General features: G+C 55.5%; 25 protein-coding genes, 1 tRNA gene and 1 pseudogene. 18 read left to right on the top strand and 9 right to left on the bottom strand.

From position 1 onward, the window contains the following. The first annotated feature begins 11 nt into the window (after positions 1 to 11). Genes DK870_RS21570 through murB form a run of 4 tightly spaced genes read left to right on the top strand, consistent with a single transcriptional unit; the run spans position 12 to position 2,438 of the window. Positions 12 to 197, top strand: a complete 186-nt coding sequence (locus DK870_RS21570; RefSeq protein ID WP_003174668.1) for a Trm112 family protein — start codon at positions 12 to 14, stop codon at positions 195 to 197. Further along, positions 194 to 958 carry a 3-deoxy-manno-octulosonate cytidylyltransferase gene (gene kdsB / locus DK870_RS21565; protein WP_161549636.1) on the top strand — a complete coding sequence of 255 codons (765 nt, stop codon included), beginning with the start codon at positions 194 to 196 and terminating at the stop codon, positions 956 to 958. The genes DK870_RS21570 and kdsB overlap by 4 nt, the downstream gene beginning before the upstream one ends. Beyond that, a complete protein-coding gene (locus DK870_RS21560; RefSeq protein ID WP_060755620.1) occupies positions 958 to 1,422 on the top strand; it encodes a low molecular weight protein-tyrosine-phosphatase in 465 nt (154 codons plus the stop codon). Before kdsB ends, DK870_RS21560 begins: the two co-directional genes overlap by 1 nt. After that, positions 1,419 to 2,438, top strand: a complete 1,020-nt coding sequence (murB, locus tag DK870_RS21555; protein ID WP_161549635.1) for a UDP-N-acetylmuramate dehydrogenase — start codon at positions 1,419 to 1,421, stop codon at positions 2,436 to 2,438. Before DK870_RS21560 ends, murB begins: the two co-directional genes overlap by 4 nt. A 59-nt stretch (positions 2,439 to 2,497) precedes the next feature. Here the strand turns inward: murB and DK870_RS21550 are convergent, their stop codons facing one another. Further along, positions 2,498 to 3,169: a Bax inhibitor-1/YccA family protein gene (locus tag DK870_RS21550; protein ID WP_060755618.1), complete on the bottom strand. Its 672-nt coding sequence runs from the start codon at positions 3,167 to 3,169 to the stop codon at positions 2,498 to 2,500. Positions 3,170 to 3,322: 153 nt separating this feature from the next. Between DK870_RS21550 and DK870_RS21545 the strand changes: the two genes are divergently transcribed. Continuing rightward, positions 3,323 to 3,413, top strand: a tRNA-Ser gene (locus tag DK870_RS21545). 117 nt (positions 3,414 to 3,530) lie between these two features. On the opposite strand, the pseudogene DK870_RS29750 reads toward DK870_RS21545, so the two are convergent. Continuing rightward, a pseudogene (locus tag DK870_RS29750) lies at positions 3,531 to 3,605 on the bottom strand (integrase); the annotation flags it as partial. A gap of 141 nt (positions 3,606 to 3,746) precedes the next feature. Next, positions 3,747 to 4,094 (bottom strand): hypothetical protein, encoded by a 348-nt coding sequence (locus DK870_RS29430; protein WP_178126896.1) that lies wholly within the window; start codon positions 4,092 to 4,094, stop codon positions 3,747 to 3,749. 124 nt (positions 4,095 to 4,218) lie between these two features. Between DK870_RS29430 and DK870_RS21535 the strand changes: the two genes are divergently transcribed. Then, positions 4,219 to 5,067, top strand: a complete 849-nt coding sequence (locus DK870_RS21535) for a hypothetical protein (RefSeq protein ID WP_161549634.1) — start codon at positions 4,219 to 4,221, stop codon at positions 5,065 to 5,067. A gap of 94 nt (positions 5,068 to 5,161) precedes the next feature. Here the strand turns inward: DK870_RS21535 and DK870_RS30050 are convergent, their stop codons facing one another. Continuing rightward, a complete protein-coding gene (locus DK870_RS30050) occupies positions 5,162 to 5,479 on the bottom strand; it encodes a hypothetical protein (protein ID WP_178126895.1) in 318 nt (105 codons plus the stop codon). Positions 5,480 to 5,561: 82 nt separating this feature from the next. On the opposite strand from DK870_RS30050, the gene DK870_RS21525 reads away from it, so the two are divergent. Beyond that, positions 5,562 to 5,780, top strand: a complete 219-nt coding sequence (locus DK870_RS21525) for a hypothetical protein (RefSeq protein WP_218580606.1) — start codon at positions 5,562 to 5,564, stop codon at positions 5,778 to 5,780. A 49-nt stretch (positions 5,781 to 5,829) separates the two neighbouring features. Here the strand turns inward: DK870_RS21525 and DK870_RS29420 are convergent, their stop codons facing one another. The 3 genes from DK870_RS29420 to DK870_RS21515 form a co-directional block, all read right to left on the bottom strand. Next, positions 5,830 to 5,991, bottom strand: coding sequence for a hypothetical protein (locus DK870_RS29420; protein ID WP_178126892.1), 162 nt, complete (start codon positions 5,989 to 5,991; stop codon positions 5,830 to 5,832). A 398-nt stretch (positions 5,992 to 6,389) separates the two neighbouring features. Beyond that, on the bottom strand, positions 6,390 to 6,800 hold the full coding sequence (locus DK870_RS21520) for a hypothetical protein (protein WP_161549633.1): 411 nt from the start codon (positions 6,798 to 6,800) through the stop codon (positions 6,390 to 6,392). Positions 6,801 to 7,088: 288 nt separating this feature from the next. Then, complete coding sequence (locus DK870_RS21515) at positions 7,089 to 7,706, bottom strand: hypothetical protein (protein WP_161549632.1); 618 nt, start codon at positions 7,704 to 7,706, stop codon at positions 7,089 to 7,091. Here DK870_RS21515 and DK870_RS30045 point away from each other — a divergent pair. After that, positions 7,671 to 7,976, top strand: coding sequence for a terminase small subunit (locus DK870_RS30045; RefSeq protein ID WP_372241689.1), 306 nt, complete (start codon positions 7,671 to 7,673; stop codon positions 7,974 to 7,976). The two genes, DK870_RS21515 and DK870_RS30045, sit on opposite strands and share 36 nt — an antisense overlap. Before the next feature lie 534 nt (positions 7,977 to 8,510). On the opposite strand, the gene DK870_RS21510 is transcribed toward DK870_RS30045, so the two are convergent. Further along, positions 8,511 to 8,936: a hypothetical protein gene (locus DK870_RS21510; protein ID WP_161549631.1), complete on the bottom strand. Its 426-nt coding sequence runs from the start codon at positions 8,934 to 8,936 to the stop codon at positions 8,511 to 8,513. Positions 8,937 to 9,119: 183 nt separating this feature from the next. Between DK870_RS21510 and DK870_RS21505 the strand changes: the two genes are divergently transcribed. From DK870_RS21505 to DK870_RS29410, 5 genes are all read left to right on the top strand, one after another. After that, positions 9,120 to 9,461 carry a hypothetical protein gene (locus DK870_RS21505; RefSeq protein WP_161549630.1) on the top strand — a complete coding sequence of 114 codons (342 nt, stop codon included), beginning with the start codon at positions 9,120 to 9,122 and terminating at the stop codon, positions 9,459 to 9,461. A gap of 165 nt (positions 9,462 to 9,626) precedes the next feature. Then, the gene (locus tag DK870_RS21500) at positions 9,627 to 10,109 is read left to right on the top strand and encodes a DUF2867 domain-containing protein (protein WP_081087045.1); all 483 of its coding nucleotides are present in this window, start codon (positions 9,627 to 9,629) and stop codon (positions 10,107 to 10,109) included. 171 nt (positions 10,110 to 10,280) lie between these two features. Continuing rightward, on the top strand, positions 10,281 to 10,673 hold the full coding sequence (locus DK870_RS21495; protein WP_161549685.1) for a RidA family protein: 393 nt from the start codon (positions 10,281 to 10,283) through the stop codon (positions 10,671 to 10,673). A gap of 123 nt (positions 10,674 to 10,796) precedes the next feature. Further along, a complete protein-coding gene (locus tag DK870_RS21490) occupies positions 10,797 to 11,204 on the top strand; it encodes a DUF3224 domain-containing protein (protein WP_161549629.1) in 408 nt (135 codons plus the stop codon). Positions 11,205 to 11,459: 255 nt separating this feature from the next. Then, positions 11,460 to 11,618: a hypothetical protein gene (locus DK870_RS29410; protein WP_178126894.1), complete on the top strand. Its 159-nt coding sequence runs from the start codon at positions 11,460 to 11,462 to the stop codon at positions 11,616 to 11,618. Positions 11,619 to 11,671: 53 nt separating this feature from the next. Here DK870_RS29410 and DK870_RS21485 read toward each other — a convergent pair whose 3' ends face one another. Beyond that, the gene (locus tag DK870_RS21485; RefSeq protein ID WP_145977757.1) at positions 11,672 to 11,908 is read right to left on the bottom strand and encodes a hypothetical protein; all 237 of its coding nucleotides are present in this window, start codon (positions 11,906 to 11,908) and stop codon (positions 11,672 to 11,674) included. Here DK870_RS21485 and DK870_RS29740 point away from each other — a divergent pair. The 5 genes from DK870_RS29740 (at position 11,817) to DK870_RS21460 (ending at position 16,362) form a co-directional block, all read left to right on the top strand. Next, complete coding sequence (locus DK870_RS29740) at positions 11,817 to 12,257, top strand: hypothetical protein (RefSeq protein WP_235594036.1); 441 nt, start codon at positions 11,817 to 11,819, stop codon at positions 12,255 to 12,257. The two genes, DK870_RS21485 and DK870_RS29740, sit on opposite strands and share 92 nt — an antisense overlap. 157 nt (positions 12,258 to 12,414) lie before the next feature. After that, positions 12,415 to 12,567, top strand: a complete 153-nt coding sequence (locus tag DK870_RS29860) for a hypothetical protein (protein ID WP_161549628.1) — start codon at positions 12,415 to 12,417, stop codon at positions 12,565 to 12,567. A gap of 196 nt (positions 12,568 to 12,763) precedes the next feature. After that, positions 12,764 to 13,615 (top strand): DNA/RNA non-specific endonuclease, encoded by an 852-nt coding sequence (locus DK870_RS21470; protein WP_060755597.1) that lies wholly within the window; start codon positions 12,764 to 12,766, stop codon positions 13,613 to 13,615. Between the two features lie 229 nt (positions 13,616 to 13,844). Beyond that, entirely contained in the window at positions 13,845 to 14,135 is a 291-nt protein-coding gene (locus tag DK870_RS21465) for a hypothetical protein (protein WP_060755596.1), read from the top strand. Between the two features lie 115 nt (positions 14,136 to 14,250). Continuing rightward, on the top strand, positions 14,251 to 16,362 hold the full coding sequence (locus tag DK870_RS21460) for a TonB-dependent receptor domain-containing protein (RefSeq protein ID WP_161549627.1): 2,112 nt from the start codon (positions 14,251 to 14,253) through the stop codon (positions 16,360 to 16,362). The last annotated feature ends 12 nt before the right edge of the window (positions 16,363 to 16,374 follow it).

Genomic DNA, 16,374 nt, shown 5'->3' with positions numbered 1-16,374 from the left:
AGGAAACCTTCATGGACACCAAATTGCTCGACATCCTCGCTTGCCCGATCTGCAAAGGCCCGCTCAAGCTCAGCGCCGACAAAACCGAGCTGATCAGCAAAGGTGCTGGCCTGGCTTACCCGATCCGCGATGGCATCCCGGTCATGCTGGAAAGCGAAGCCCGCACCCTGACGACCGATGAGCGCCTGGATAAATGACCACTGCCTTTACCGTTGTCATTCCTTCGCGTTATGCATCGACCCGCCTGCCGGGCAAGCCGCTGCAAATGATCGGCAACAAACCGATGATCCAGTTGGTGTGGGAACAGGCCAGTAAAAGCAGCGCCGAACGCGTGGTGGTGGCGACCGACGACCCGCGTATCATCGCGGCCTGCCAAGGCTTTGGCGCCGAAGCGGTGTTGACCCGCGAAGACCATAACTCCGGTACCGACCGCCTGGCCGAAGTGGCCACGCAGCTTGGCCTTGCGCCCGACGCCATCGTGGTCAACGTGCAAGGTGATGAGCCGTTGATTCCGCCCAGTGTGATCGACCAGGTGGCGGCCAACCTGGCAGCCCATGGCGAAGCCCGCATGGCCACCCTTGCCGAACCCATTGAAGACATCGACACTCTGTTCAATTCGAACGTGGTCAAGGTGGTCAGCGATATCAATGGCCTGGCACTGACCTTCAGCCGTTCGACCTTGCCCTGGGCACGCGACGCCTTCGCCCGGCAGCCGGATGTATTGCCGCAGGGCGTGCCGTACCGTCGCCACATTGGCATTTACGCCTACCGTGCCGGTTTCCTGCATGACTTCGTCAGTTGGGGCCCGTGCTGGCTGGAAAACACCGAATCCCTGGAGCAACTGCGTGCTCTTTGGCATGGCGTGCGCATCCATGTGGGCGACGCCCTGGAAGCACCGCCTGCCGGTGTCGATACCCCTGAAGATCTTGAGCGCGTCCGTCGCCTGCTGGGGGCGTGATGGAAGTTCTGTTTGTCTGCCTGGGCAATATCTGCCGCTCGCCGACTGCCGAAGGCGTACTGCGCCACAAATTACGCGAAGCGGGGCTGGCAGGGCAGGTTGAGGTGGCATCGGCCGGTACTGGCCACTGGCATGTGGGCAATCCCCCTGACCAGCGTAGCCAGCGCGCGGCGTTGGCACGGGGTTATGACTTGTCGGCCCAGCGTGCCCAGCAGGTTTCACGCGCCGACTTCGAGCGTTATGACTTGATCCTGGCCATGGACCACAGCAACCTGCGCAACCTCAACCTGTTGCAACCGGGCCAGGGCAGGGCGCAAGTGGATTTGTTCCTGCGCCGGTATGGCGCCGAGGTCGATGAAGTGCCGGATCCTTACTATGAAGGCGAACAAGGGTTTGAACGGGTCCTGGACCTGATCGAGCGAGCCTGCGATTTATTGGTCATTGAATTAAAGGGGCGGTTATGACCTTGCAAGTGCTTGCGCAGGTATCGCTCAAGCCATTCAACAGCTTCGGCATTGATGTGCGTGCGCAACTGTTTGCCGAAGCCCGCAGCGATGCGGATGTGCGTGATGCACTGGCCTATGCTGGCGCGCACGCGGTGCCGTTGCTGGTGATCGGTGGCGGCAGCAACTTGCTGTTGACCCGCGACATTCCTGCCTTGGTCTTGCGTATGGCGACCCAGGGTATCCGGGTGTTGCACGATGACGGTGTGCACGTGGTGGTGGAAGCCGAGGCCGGGGAGGCCTGGCACCCCTTTGTGCTGTGGACCCTGGAGCAGGGTTTTTGCGGCCTGGAAAATCTCAGCCTGATCCCCGGCACCGTCGGTGCGGCCCCGATGCAGAACATCGGCGCCTACGGCGTGGAGATCAAGGACGTGTTTGCCGGCCTGACAGCCCTGGATCGTCATACCGGCGAGCTACGGGAGTTCAGTCTGGACGAATGCAACTTCGCCTACCGCGACAGCCTGTTCAAGCACGAGACCGGGCGCTGGCTGATCTTGCGGGTGCGCTTTGCCCTCAGCCGAACCCAGCACCTGAAACTCGACTACGGCCCAGTGCAACAGCGCCTGGCCGCGCAGGGGATCATCGAGGCAACGCCCAGTGACGTCAGTCGCGCGATCTGCAGCATTCGCCGCGAGAAACTGCCCGACCCAGCGGTGCTTGGCAACGCTGGCAGCTTCTTCAAGAACCCGCTGGTGTCCCAGGCATTGGCCGCAGAGCTACAGGCGCGCTACCCGGACCTCGTGGCATACCCCCAGGCCGATGGGCAGATGAAGCTCGCCGCCGGCTGGCTGATCGACAAAGCCGGCTGGAAGGGCTTCCGGGAGGGCGATGCGGGCGTGCACAAGATGCAGGCGCTGGTGCTGGTCAACTATGGCACGGCCACCGGACAGGACATTGCGAACCTGGCACTGCGTATCCAGCAGGATATTGCTGAACGCTTCAAGGTCGAGTTGGAGATGGAACCCAACCAGTATTGAGCCTGAAACAAAAATGCCCCGTATCTTGCGATACGGGGCATTTTTTTGGGTGCTAACAATCAGTCATCGCGACCCATGATGCCGAAAATCTGCAACAGGCTGATGAACAGGTTGTAGATCGACACATACAGGCTGATGGTCGCCATGATGTAGTTACGCTCACCGCCGTGGATGATGGCGCTGGTCTGGAACAGGATGCACACGGAGGAGAACAGCACAAAACCTGCGCTGATCGCCAGTTGCAAGCCACTGATCTGGAAGAACATGCCCGCTACCACGGCCGCCAGCAGCACGAAGAAACCTGCGGTAATAAAACCACCCAGGAAACTCATGTCCTTGCGGCTGATCAACACGTAAGCCGACAGACCACCAAATACCAGGGCCGTCATGGCAAACGCCGAGCTGACCACTTCAGCGCCGCCGGCCATGCCCAGGTAACGGTTCAGGATCGGGCCGAGGATAAAGCCCATGAAACCGGTCAAGGCAAACGCAGACACCAGGCCCCAGGCCGAGTCACGCAGCTTGTTGGTCAGGAAGAACAGGCCATAGAAGCCGATCAGCACGACAAAGATATTGGGGTAACCCACCCGCATCTGCTGCGCCACATACGCCATCACGCCGCTGAATGCGAGGGTCAGGGCGAGCAAGCCATAGGTGTTGCGCAACACGCGGCTGACTTCAAGCTGCTCAGCCTGCGCGTTGCCATTCACTGCGTAATTCTGTTCGCGCATGGCGACACTCCTTCAGTTTTGAAACGTTCAGTCGCAAAGATCATAACAGACGCTCTGTAACAAGCTATGGCGAGAGTTTGACAGTGTGTTTCATTCGGGTATTATGGCGCCCGCTGACGCAGGAAGGGCTACTATTGTTCCTGTGACGCAAAAGGGAAATTGGCAGAGTGGTTGAATGCACCGGTCTTGAAAACCGGCGAACGTTAATAGCGTTCCCAGGGTTCGAATCCCTGGTTTCCCGCCAACATTCAGACGAAAGCCTCGCGAAAGCGGGGCTTTTGTGTTTCTGGGGTTTGGTAAGGCTGGCGGCGTAAGTTCGGATCGTTTCCGCATCATTTCAAGCAATTTCCGCAACTCGATGTCAGCGGGTCGGCTTAACGATCTCCCCAACACGCCTGTAAACGGTCTCGGTGATACGTTTGTCGGTGTGCCCCACGTAGCCCTCCGACTCGATGTGAATGACCGTGGCGCAGTGCGGACATTTGCATTCGTCCTGCGCGTGATAATCCCACTCGTCGTATTCACTCTCGGCCACCTTGGCCAGCGCCGCGCCTTTCGCAATGGCGTCTTCTGCGTCCTAGCAAGGTTTGCAGGTGAAGCCGTCAGGATGGCCCCACGGTGTTTCCGTGAGCTTCGAGCGGTGAGTGCTGCAAAGACGGCAAACATTGTGCTTGTCGCACACTGAGTAGCTGTACTTCTCACCAGTTCCGTCGCACTTGGCACAGCCAGATACCGAGTACCAAGCCCCATCAATGCGCTCGGCGTACAGCCCGACTTCTGATGGGGCAAGCCGAACTTCTGGTAGCCCGTTGCTGTGTGGTCGGTCGTGGCTACAAGCGTTCCAGATGTTGGTTTTCCCTGAGCGCAGCCGCTCCGTCCATTCGCCGGAGATCTCCGGAATCAGGATCTTCGTGTTCTTGTCCATGGATTATCTTCAGTCAGGTGCCATGCACCACATACAGAGGAAGAGAGTAGTGGCAAAAGTATGGCTTTCAGGTAAAAATGGTTAAGTCAGATATTTGAAAACTACTAGAGTTAAAGGAGCTGAAGTGAGGGAGTACATCGCAATAGGATTAATGATGTTTATTTTGTGTATCACTGTGTTGAGCGTGTATCGACTTGCACTCGAGCGCAGCCCGTCAGTGGATGATAATGATATTCCCCCAATCAGTAACGCATTAATGGTTTGGATAGCGCTTGTGGTCGCGGCCGTTGTTTTGCTTTCTTTTGTAGTGTTGTATGGGAGAAAGCTTAATATCGAAAATAACATAGGGCAGATTGGTGATTTTGTTGGTGGGTTAATAAATCCAGTGCTGAGCTTTTTGGCGCTACTGGTACTTCTCAGAACGACTTTAATACAAACAATCGAGGCTAGAAAAACAACGAAATTCATGGCTTCACAACAAAGAATTTTAGAGGTGGAAAAGTTTGAGAATACTTTTTTTCAATTGCTAGATCGCGTTGAGCAATATTGCGACCTTCATTTGCGAGTGAAGTCTGAAATTAAGGCAGGGGGAGTCGAAAAAATATCAGTCACTGTGAATAATCTTAAATCGAAGCGAAAGGAATTTGACCTGCTGAATTGGCGTGAACAGATGAAGGCAGTTAAGTCTCATATCAGTTCTGAAGCAAAAGGAGATATCACCAATGGTTTTTTCTTAAGGACAAGAAGAGTTGTTCAGATGGTTCATGATGCAGGTATTTCAGAGGATTTGAAAGTCGTCTATATGGAGGTGGTAAGAGATACGCTGACCCCGCATGAAAGAATTTTATTCTCAAGTCAGTGTTTTGTTCGAGGTGGTAAGTTTAGGAAGTTAGTAAAAAAATATAATTTTAGCTATCTTAAGCATCATGCATTTCCGTCAAAAATCATAGCTGATTACTTTGAGGGCTCATAAGCGACGGGGCTCTAGGTGAGTTTGACTACCATCTTTTTGCATTCTAATTCTATTGTAAACTATGAATCTATCCTTGGCACATAAATGAACCCGGTTATGCTTCGCATGAAAATTTGGCAAGCCTGAAGCCGTGCTCTTGGGCGATTAGCATCATAGGCACAGGCTTGATGTGCATTCGCAGGTTCTTTACCGTCACGATTGTTGTAACGCCTTTGACATCGTCCGATCCTACAGGGACCGCCAGGATGGTCATCTCGCCGTAGTTCGGTACATCGTGGTAATGATGGGCATGGACCGGGGAGGGGAACAACTCAATCTCAGCGAACCAGGCGGCCTTTATGCCGAGCGGGTGCCAGGCTTGTGTTGCGGCTTTGATGCCGCTGCGCACAGAGCCGTAGGTGATATCGGGCATAGCTCATCCTCGCCGGCTGGCGTGATTCGTTGATATGGGGTATTACGGGTGACTGGCATGGAGCCGGATCAAGGAGCAATAAATGAGTGAGAGGCAAGCGGCGCTGGTTGGTTTGCCAGCTGGCCATTCGCTTAAGCAGACGGGTACTAGTTCAGAGCAGCGCAGAGGTCATGATGCAGATGTTTATACATATGATGAACTGAACGAGGTCGGCGAGAGGATTGGTGGTTACGAAGTAAAAGTAAGCATGTCAATTTATCCTCCATTCAAGACCAGCACCTCATTCGACAGAACAAGCTGATGAATTGGCCCATCCAAATCTAGCGACTAAAGCACTAGATTTGGGCATGTCAGGCCGCTTTGCGCTGTCTCAGCACTTGCTGGCGCGCCGCTTCAAACTCGCTGCCGAGGATCTCGGCAGCGCCCTCGATGTTCTCGTTTCCATCCTCAAGTCGGAGGCCGAAATCAAGATACACGACCCCATCCAGCTCGAAGAACACGCCTCCGAACATTCATAGCGCCCCACGGTTCACTTACTGGCAGAGGTTAAGGTATGGCTGTGCCGGACGCTGAATTGTGAGAGTTGTGTGCGCTGTGACAAGGCGCCGGACTACATTGATCGCCGCAAACAGTAACCCGCGCCACGTTTTCGAATGCGCCAAATCGTGGCGTGAGGTTTTGCAGATGGGCAACGTCACCCGCCTGCATCATGCGCTGCCGATGAGCCAGGGCATCAACAAGGCCCTGACCGATCGTGATAGCGCCATCGCCAATGCTGCCGGTCTGTCGCAGTGAGTGCCTGTAGTTCTGCTGTGCGGGCGTGCACATTTTCAGATCTCAAAGAGGCGAGATGAGTGGGGTGTACTAATATAGATCTACGCCTAATTATATTGGGTGGTGATAGAGCGCTCTAAAGACAAGGTAGTGAGCGGGCTGCGTTCACTGCGAACGCAATGATCACAATTCCACCGACAATGATCACAGATAGATTGACCCATGGTTTTGACTTTTCTTTGAGGCTTTCCATAGTCCAGACAACGTTGGCCGTGGCAAAAAAAACTGAAGCCACTATTACTATAATGCCCAATGCCAGTTTGAAAAAACATAGACTGCCCGTTGCGCTATAAAGACTTGGAAGTCCAAGCAGCATCGCAACACAGATACCCATATTTCGCAAGCTGTCAAAAATAGTCTTCGTGTCAGCTAATTTGTTTTCTTGAGAAAACCACTTATAAATAGAGCTGTTGCTTATGCAATTGCATTTTTTTGGATGATCTTCATCATCTTTTACGGGTGGAGTAATACTGTTCTCGTTCGACATCGTTACACGCTCCATATGGTAGTAAAGGCATGATGTCATATTGACATTATTTTTTCTACTGATTTTTTAGCGATTAAATTTGTGCTGTTCGGCTGAGTTGCGTAGAAATTTAGCCCCAAAGCTCACTTGAACATCAGTTAAACTTTGGTATTCGTCTCATGCCGGCTAAGGAAGATAGGACCTGCTTAAGGCATAGATCCTTGCTGATACCAGTAGTATTAACGACGAAGACCATGCCCATCTAGTGGGTGTAGACATCTGGGGCATTTGGGCTTTATCGAGCTTTTCTCAGAAAAGTACATAGCTAAACGGGGTGCGCGGGATACGAGCCGTAACCGTCCTTGTTTCGTGATATGGCTGCCCAACTCCATTGAGCTTGTCCTCAACCATAGCCCTCACATCAACTTCTGGGTCGTATGTGAAGATGCCCAAAGCCCAAATTGATCGTAGATCTAGCTCCGACTTTCGTATCTTGGCGACTTTGGCGAGGTCAGCGACCATATTCGTAAGGCAGTTCCCTAGCTGAAAGTGTTGCTTTATCTCAAGCGCAGCGTAGCGATCCCTTGGCCAGTGTTTTTTTCTGATGATGAAGTCCGGTTTGAAAAAGTACCTCATTTTTTCTCTGCGATAGTCAAACTCAACTGCGTACTCGCGCTCCCACACAGGTTCGGAAATATGCTCTGACAGGAAGCGAGCGAATTCGACTTGAAACCAAATTTCCCATCCGGTTATCTCTTGCTCCTGGATGACTCTCAGGGCTGACCGAATATCAGGCTTTTTAAAGAAGTCGTTGAGAAGGCTATGCATGTATTCAAAGTCAGATTGGGGCTTTTTCATCTTCATTCCTAGTGTTTCGTCCGGCATCGCTTCCTGCGGTGCGTACTGATACCGGCATTTCGCCATCATTTCAAGCTCTGCCCGAGCGAGACACCAAGGAATTCCTATGGCGCTGACAGCAAAACAGCAGCGCTTGTCGATGAGTACCTGCTAGATCTAAGTGCCACCCAATCTGCTATCCGTGCGGGCTACAGCACGAAGAAGGCGCGGCAGAAAGCATACAGACTAGAACTTGTCAAAACTTGGCATCAAGGCAGCGCTCGAAAAACGTATGCAGTCAAGGTCGGCGCGCACCGAGATCAATCCAAGATATGGTGCTTCGCGAGCTGGCGAAGATAGGCTTCAGCGACATCCGCAAGGTCGTCAGGTGGGGTGAGAGGCAAGTCCGTATGGTAGACGGTGAAGGTGACGGACCTGAGGAAATGGTGCCGTATCACGGCCTAGCGTTGATCGACTCTACCGAGGTGGACGACTCAACGGCAGCCATTGCTGAGGTCTCTCAAGGTCGTGACGGACTGAAGTTAAGCTGCACGACAAGAAGGGGGCGCTGGTAAACATCGGTCGTCACGTCGGCATGTTCACTACGCCTGGTGCTGAACTCGATGCTGAGCTGAAGCTACTAGAAGTCGAGAAGCGCCGTGCTGAACTCAAACTGATAGAGAAGGGTGGTGGTAACTCCAACGCCCAGCTACTGGCTGATCTGATCGCGAGGTTGCCGTCATGATGAGCAATACCATTAACCTGATGCGGGATTGCCAGCTCTCTCGCTGGTATGCGTAGTGGAACAATTCTTATGGGGCGCGCTACTGGATAGCGTCGTCTGATCGTAGGGCATCCCCACGCTGGGCTTTCTGTGTCTGGTATTTCGAAATCTCAGCGAACCCAAAGCCAAATGGCTACCAGACCAAGCGCTGTGCCTAGCGCCACCCAAGCAAAAGCGATTGGCGCCTCATATGCTTTTCTCGACGGTGTCGCTATGGCGAGCAATGCTCCGATGAGGATGCCCGGAAAGCTGAAGAGGTAAAATAGCCAAGCCATGGCCTCCTTAGCCCAGATGTCGAAAAGGTACAAGTACAGCGCCATGGTGATAGCTATACCGCCCAGCGTCCCCCGTGACGCTTTGCATAGCAGCGTGATGCAAAGAACTGCCGCCTGTGGTAACCAGTAACCCGCGAAATTATCCAGGAAGTACTCGTTTTTAGGGCTTATGTAGACTGCAACGGCGAGGCCCAGCGCAATACCCATTAGAGCCACGGATGTGCCAGTAGGTCGTGGTGCGTTTTTTTTCGCCAAACTCATTCCTTGATCCTTGTCGCGGGCTGAAAGCTGCCGGGTGTCCATGGGCTTTGCGAAAAATATAAACCGTTCAGTGTAATCAAGACTAGGAAGACTAAACCCGTTCCCCTGTGACTGGCATTCCATCCACGCTGGATGGCTGGTCAGGTACGCGCTACAGTCGATGTTTTCCTGGGGAGGATAACAATGAAAGTCTGGCTGCCTTTGATCGCGGCAATCATGCTCGTCGGTTGTGCGGATAGCGGACCGATAAAGGTCGGTCCTGATACCTATACGATTACAACCCGAGTGGCGTTGGGCGGTCCGGCGTCTGCAAAAGGTCAGGCGCTTAAAGAGGCGAACGTGTTCTGCGAGTCGCAAGGTCGTGAGATTCTTCTGGATCATATGCAAGCGAGTGAATGCGCATTGCACGGTGGTTGCGGCGAGGCGGAGATTTTTTTCTTCTGCATGGCAAAGGGCGACCCGCAACTTAAGCGCCAAAGATACAGCCCTGACCCAACGCAAAAGATTGAAATAGATCAACGCTGATTTTTGATTGGATCGCAGTCACTGTGCGTGGCAATGCTGCTATTTCGCCAAACCTGGGATGGAGCGACATGCAGATTTTGATAGCGGTCGTATCACCAGCATGAAAGCAGATGGTCGACCCCATCTAATCGGAGTGGCCGGTCGAGGCAATTCAGGGAGAAACGCTTGGTAGCTATATCCGCAGTGCATACGCTACGCCCACCACCCGATCTTGATTACTACGACGTCAGGTCGACCCCACTACCTCGCGAAGTCACGGCCCTCGAGGTCTGGAACATCGTTACGGCGGGGCATGGGGCTCTAATGCAACTGGCCTTTCGAATTCGCGACAGGATCTCCTCGCTGTTTGGTGTGAGGCGCATAGGCGGATTTTCAGGGCGAAGTCGAGAGGCGGTGCTTGAGGGGGATTACCTGGATTTCTTCCTGGTAGAGCATAGTGCGCCAGACATGCTGGTTTTGACTGAGCGTGACCGGCACCTGGATGTCATGATCTGCCTCTCCATAGTTGACCGCGTTCTCACGATTACTTCTTCAGTCGTAACGCATAACCTGTTTGGACGCATTTATATGCTCCCGGTAGGTCCGGTCCATAAGCTGATCATCAATAGCGATATGAAGCGGCTCAGGCGCAAGCTTGAAGAGGGCTGATGTATTGCATTAAGGGTGATTTCAAAGGATGCGATCACCCACGTCGCCGGGATTGCCGTGAGCAGTAAGTGTGCGTCTAGCACACTTGTCGATAATAGGGTGACCCGATTGGACGACGCTTCGCCACTCGGGTTAGGTTTCGTATTCGTTAATATCTTGGGCTCCACCACCATGACTGATCGTCAGATCATCGTTCCAGGCGACATGAAACTGCTCTGCGAGCAAGCTGGTTATGCGCCAGCGGTAAAGGTAGGAAAAACGCTCTACTGCGCTGGGCAGGTGGGCCGGACGCCGGAGTTATCCGTTATCGAGGATCCTGAGCAGCAGTTCCTGGCGGCATGGGAGAATCTAAGGCTCGTCTTGGCTGCGGGCGGTTGCGAATTTGAGGATGTCGTCGATATGACGACTTATCACGTCGATATGGAACGCCATATGCCTGTCTTTAGACGGGTCAAGGATCAAGTCTTTCCTAGAGGGACTTGTGCATGGACATGCGTAGGCATCAGTGAGCTGGCTCGACCGGGGCTTCTCGTGGAGATCAAATGCATCGCGGTGCAGCGATAATTTTTCAGGTCTCGTACGGTCTTTGATCGAGTTCATTGCTTGTTCGGCCGATGGACTTTTATTCGCTCCGCATAGACCGCTACATCACTCTCACTAACAACCCGTAAGCAGAGCCAAATACCCATGAAAAACACTGTCAACTGCACGTTTCAGATCACTAGCTGGGACGAAAAGCCGTCCCAGGAACTTGAGGGTTCTCCGAAACTTTCTCACGCCAAAGTCACGCAGTCCTATGCCGGCGCCATCGAGGGAACCAGCAGCGTCGATTACCTCATGTCTTATAGCGATGATGGTACCGCTAGTTTTGTGGGGTTTGAGCGAATCTGTGCGGTGGTTGCAGGTAAGAGTGGGACATTTGTCGTTCGGCATTTTGGATCGTTTTCGCAGGGCCAGGCGCGCAGCACTTGGAGCGTGGTGAAGGGGGCGGGCACCGGCGGCTTGGTAGCGCTTGGCGGTAATGGCAGCTACGTCGCAGGCCATGGGGAGCCGGCACAAGTGTCATTTGAATACTCGTTTGAACCTGAGTCCTGAGATATCGGCTGGACGCGTCCCGGCCTCTGCCGAATAAGTTGCAAGCAAGGTTTGACGCCGGACGCATATGCACACCCATGCCACCGCTCCTTATCCCCGGATTCAATCGTCAACCCGTCTAGATCAATGGTTGCGACGCAATTCAGGGTTGCCACATCCGCTTTTGCCGACTACTCTGAAAATGTTCGAAATATTACGAACAACTTAGGGCGCGGTCAATTTCAGGTCGTGCGACTTCAGGACGAGGAACGAAACATGTTTTCACATGAAGGTGCCGCAATAGAGCTGTTGCTTTTCATATTTTCCTTGGCTGGCGTGCTTCTGGTCGCCTGGTTCATTCACCATCAATACGAACGAAAGACCGGAAAAGGCGTTAAAAAACAACAAAATCGCAGCGAAGGGCGCTCAACCTGAGCTTGCTGCCCTGCGTCTTCTCTCGAGCCAGTCATTGATGACTGGCTTTTACCTTAAAAGCGCTCCCCGTTTAGCCCCAGACCTGCCCGATTGCCAGCATTGATTGCTGCGTATCCATTTGTCGCTTGAGTTGAACTGGATGTAACAATGTGTGTCAGATATGACATGCAGTTCAACCCCAGCCCGATGGACTCCTCCATGCGTTTTAAAAAGAAATCCTTAGTTGCCGTTGTGTCGTGCGCAATGTTGTTTGCGGCTGCGCCGCTGCTGCCTGCGGGACTGTCAGTCATGGCCTCTGCCTATGCCAAAGACGGTGGCGGGCATGGCGGTGGCGGCGGTAACGGCGGCGGCGGGGGTGGCCATGCGGGCGCGGGGCATGCGGCGGGCTCCGAGGGTAAAGGACTCGCTGAAGGTCACGAAGCCGACCATCAAGGCAGGGCGGTTCGAGATCACGGCGTGAGTGGCAATCATGTTGGGCGCGCTCTCAAAAATGATCGGGGCCATGGGCTTGCCACATCCGGTGTAGCGCACACCAAAACAACCCAGGGACTATCCAAGGCCACGGCGATCTCGGCGACTACGCCAGGGGATCACAACCTGAAGGGACTGAGTCAGGCCGGCACCTCAACTTCCCACTAATTGGCGTTCGCAACTCACCGGACCGCAGGTTGGGTGGGGTTTGTGAATCCAGCTTTCAGGACATTCAGAATGAAGCGCGCAGCAGTAATACTCTTGGCCACCACCGGCCTTCTCCTGCTGGGGGGCTGTGTGCCTGTGTGGGACGACGGAGGCGGGTATGGCCGTGATCATTACAGGCACTACGATCATGACCGCAGGTACTACGACCAGGGCGATGACAACGATCAGGGGCGAGGCCGTCGCTACGATGATCGTCGGTATGACCGCAATCACGGCCGTGATCGCGATGATCGGGATGACTGACGCCTGAACAGTCGATGGCAGCCTGTAGCGTTACAGGCTGCCATTTCCTACGCACTATCGAAGAAAATACCCTCCCCGAGACAGTCACAGTCCTTACATTGAAACCTTCTTGTGGTTGAATGCGTGCGTCAGACAACGGAGGAACCGTTGTAGCTGATTTCCGAATGATCGGTACGATTGCTTCACCTACAAGGAGTTACACCATGCAAGGAAGTCTGCAGTTCAAGCACCTGCCGTTTTTGTTGATCCCGCTGATTGCCGCCTGTACCACCACCGATAGAACACGTGAGCCTGCGGTTGCCATCCAGGTGATGCCGGGGCAGGTGCCGGCGTTCGATAACTGTGGCGTAGGCTGCCCTACCGGCGGCAGTCCACTGACGTTGAATCGCCAGGCATACACCCTGAACAACAACGGCTCGACCAAGTTCGCCAACTGGGTGTCGTACCGAATCACCAAGAACACACCGGCGAGCGGCCGGGCGCGCAATTGGGCGACGGACCCGGATATTCCGCCCGGAGAAACCCTCGACCCCGTGGATTACAACGGCGCCAATGTCGCCCTCAAGGTCGACCGCGGCCATCAGGCCAACCTCGCGTCAATGGCCGGTGTGGCGGACTGGCCAACCCTCAATTACTTGTCGAACATTACCCCGCAGAAGGCTGATCTGAACCAGGGTCCTTGGGCGCGCCTGGAAGACCAGGAGAGAAACCTCGCCAAAGAGCCTGGCGTGGACCAGGTGTATGTGGTCACCGGGCCACTGTACGAGCACTTTGTCGGCACGCTTCCCGGTACGAACAAGGTCCACACCATCCCCAGCGGCTACTGGAAAATCATCTTTGTCGGCAGTTCGCCGCAAGACGGCATTTACGCCTCGTTCGTGATGAACCAGGAAACCCCGAAAGGCGCGGCTTTCTGCGATTACCAAGTGACCGTGAACCAGATCGAGGAGCGATCCGGGCTGACGTTCTGGAGCAATCTGCCGCAACCGGTTCAAGCCGCGTTGAAAGCGAAGCAGGGGCAACTGCCTGCGCGCATCGGCTGCAACAAAACCTGAGGTTCGGCGGCATGAGCGTTACCGGCGCGTCGGCCTCGATATACGCGCATGTCTGCCGCTGATTAATTGTTTGCCGGTGCAGTGACCTGCACCGTCGCAGCCTCCATCGATCTGACAGTGCGGCATTTCCTTTTCCTGCGTAGGAATCGGACGATCCGCTGCCCGTTCCCTTGAAACGCCGCCCCCGTCGGCCATAGCCTCGGACTTTTCTTAAAAACGAGTGCGTGCTTTGGGTAAGCGAAAAAAGGTTTGGCCGACGGATCGCGAAATTCGCCTGCGATTTATCCTCTTTGCCGTGATCGACGCCGCGAGCGTCCAAGGAGTTGGCGCGAGTGTGTTGTTGCCCGCACACAAACTGCTGCGCGATTCGCCGACCGAAACGCAGTTACGCGACGCCCTCGCCGAAATACTGGCCGAGGATGAAATGCAGGGCTTCAGGTTCCCACTGGGGTCGGAGGCGGATGAGTTGATGAGGGCGTTGCAAGCTTCGCCGGATCAGGGCCAGTCGGGCAGCCATTGATTGGCGGCAGGGCGGCGCGTCAATAAGACGTGACCTCAGGCAGTCCCCCGTCTTCCCATCACAGTTCGCGTGATGGCCACGGCCTGTCATGCCCCTGTATTTCAAGGACCTGCCCATGCTGTTGCGACAACCTCCACTGCTTTTTGCCGCTCTGGCCTTCAGTTCAATGGTGCACGCCGAAGAGCTGCAATTGGCGCCGGTCGAAGTCACCAGCAACGAAGCCAGCGCCGATGAAGTGGCCCGGGCCCAGCTCCAGGCCGTGCCCGGCGGCACCAATTTCATCGACATGAACAGCGTGCAACAGGGCCGCGTCAGTAGCAACGAAGACGTGTTCAAGTATCAGGCCGGAGTGTATGCCAAGGCGGCCAACAACGAGGGCGTAAAGCTCTCCATCCGTGGTTCGGGTTTGAACCGCAGCCCCGGCGCCCATGCCTCCGGGCTTTATGAAATGCTCGACGGCTTGCCACTGACCGGCCCTGGCGGCACGCCCTACGAACTCAAGGACCCGTTGTGGCAGAGCCGGGTCGAGGTGTTGCGGGGCGCCAACGGGTTTGATCAGGGCGCGCTGGCGCTCGGTGGTTCGGTCAACTACGTCACCCGCACCGGCTACGACGCGCCCAAGCTGCAGGTACGCTATGAAGCGGGCAGTCGCGGCTACACCCAGCGTGAGATCAGTTCGGGCCAGGTCCTGGGGGACGCGGATTACTACATCAGCCTCACCGATTCGGCGTCCGACGGCTACCAGCAGCAGAGTGCGGGCACCGGCAAGGGTGTCGCCGCCAACTTCGGCTATCGCTTCAACCCCAACCTGGAAACGCGTTTCTATTTGCGCTACCGCGAAACCACCAACGACACCCCGGGCAAACTCACCCGCGCCCAGATCAGCCACGACCCGCGGGCGGCCAACAGCCTCAATGTCGCCCGTGATTCCAAGCGCTTGCAACCCGGCTCCACCTGGATCGCCAACAAGACCACCTTGCAGCTGGACGACTATTCCCGCATCGAAGTCGGCCTCGCTTACCACGACTACCCGATGGACCTGCGCGAAGGCACCAACCGCCTGAAAGTGGCTTACACCGATATCAGCAGCACCCTCAACTATATCCGCCAGGACACGCTGTTCGGTCACGACAGCAACACCACGGTCGGCCTGCGCACCACCCAGGCGATGCCCAACAACGGCGCCTCGGAATATGTGCGCACGCCTGCCGGGAACACCGCCGGCTACGCACCCGGCACCAAGACCCGCGACTACAGCTACCTGGGCTCCGACACCGTGCTGCATATCGGCAATGACCTGGAACTGGTCCCCGACCTGTGGCTGACCACCGGCCTGGCGGCGATCTACACCCGTCGCGAAACCCAGGTCACCTATCCCGATGGCCAGGCGCCGCTCAGCCAGCACGATTGGGACTACGCCCCACGTATCGGCCTGCGTTATGACTTCACCCCGCAATTGCAGGTGTACGGCAACTTGAGCCGTTCGGTCGAGCCGCCGCATGCGTGGTCGATGATCTGGGGTTCCAACAAGTATTTTGCGGGTGGCCCGGCCAAGGGTTTGGCGCGTGAAGGCGTAAGCCTGAAAAACCAGACCGCTACCACCCTGGAAGTCGGCGGCCGTGGCGAGCAATGGTTCGGCCAGTGGGACCTCGCGCTGTACCGTTCCGAAGTGCGCCACGAACTGCTCACCGTGGAAACCCAGGCGCAGACCGCTACCACCAATGCCATCACCGCCGAAAACAACGCCAGCCCCACGATTCATCAGGGCGTGGAACTGAGCCTGCTCAGCCCGTTGTGGAACGGTGGTCGCACCGGCCAGCTCGCCCTGCGCCAAGCCTACACCTTCAGTGACTTCCACTACCGCGACGACGACCGCTTCGGTGGCAACACCTTGCCGGGCATTCCCAAGCACTACTACCAGGCGCAACTGCGCTACAGCCATCCGACGGGGTTGTACACCAGCCTCAACACCGAACATGCGTCGCGGGTGGCGGTGGACTATGCCAATTCCTACTACGCCGCGGCGTATACCACACTGGGCGCTACCTTCGGCTACGACGCGCCCAAGCAGGACTGGCAGGCGTGGGTCGACCTGCGCAACCTCACCAACCGCCGCTACGCCAATACCGTCACCCCGGGTTACGACGACAAAGGCATGGACCTGGCCCGGTCCACACCGGCGGATGGCCGAGGCATCTATACCGGCGTGTCATGGAGCTGGCGTTGAACGGCTGCGGCA

Origin of the sequence: Pseudomonas sp. Q1, from assembly GCF_009935975.1 — a bacterium.
GTDB lineage: Bacteria > Pseudomonadota > Gammaproteobacteria > Pseudomonadales > Pseudomonadaceae > Aquipseudomonas > Aquipseudomonas palleroniana.
The sequence above is the reverse complement of the archived record's forward strand: the minus strand, read 5'-3'. Positions and strand labels throughout refer to the sequence as shown.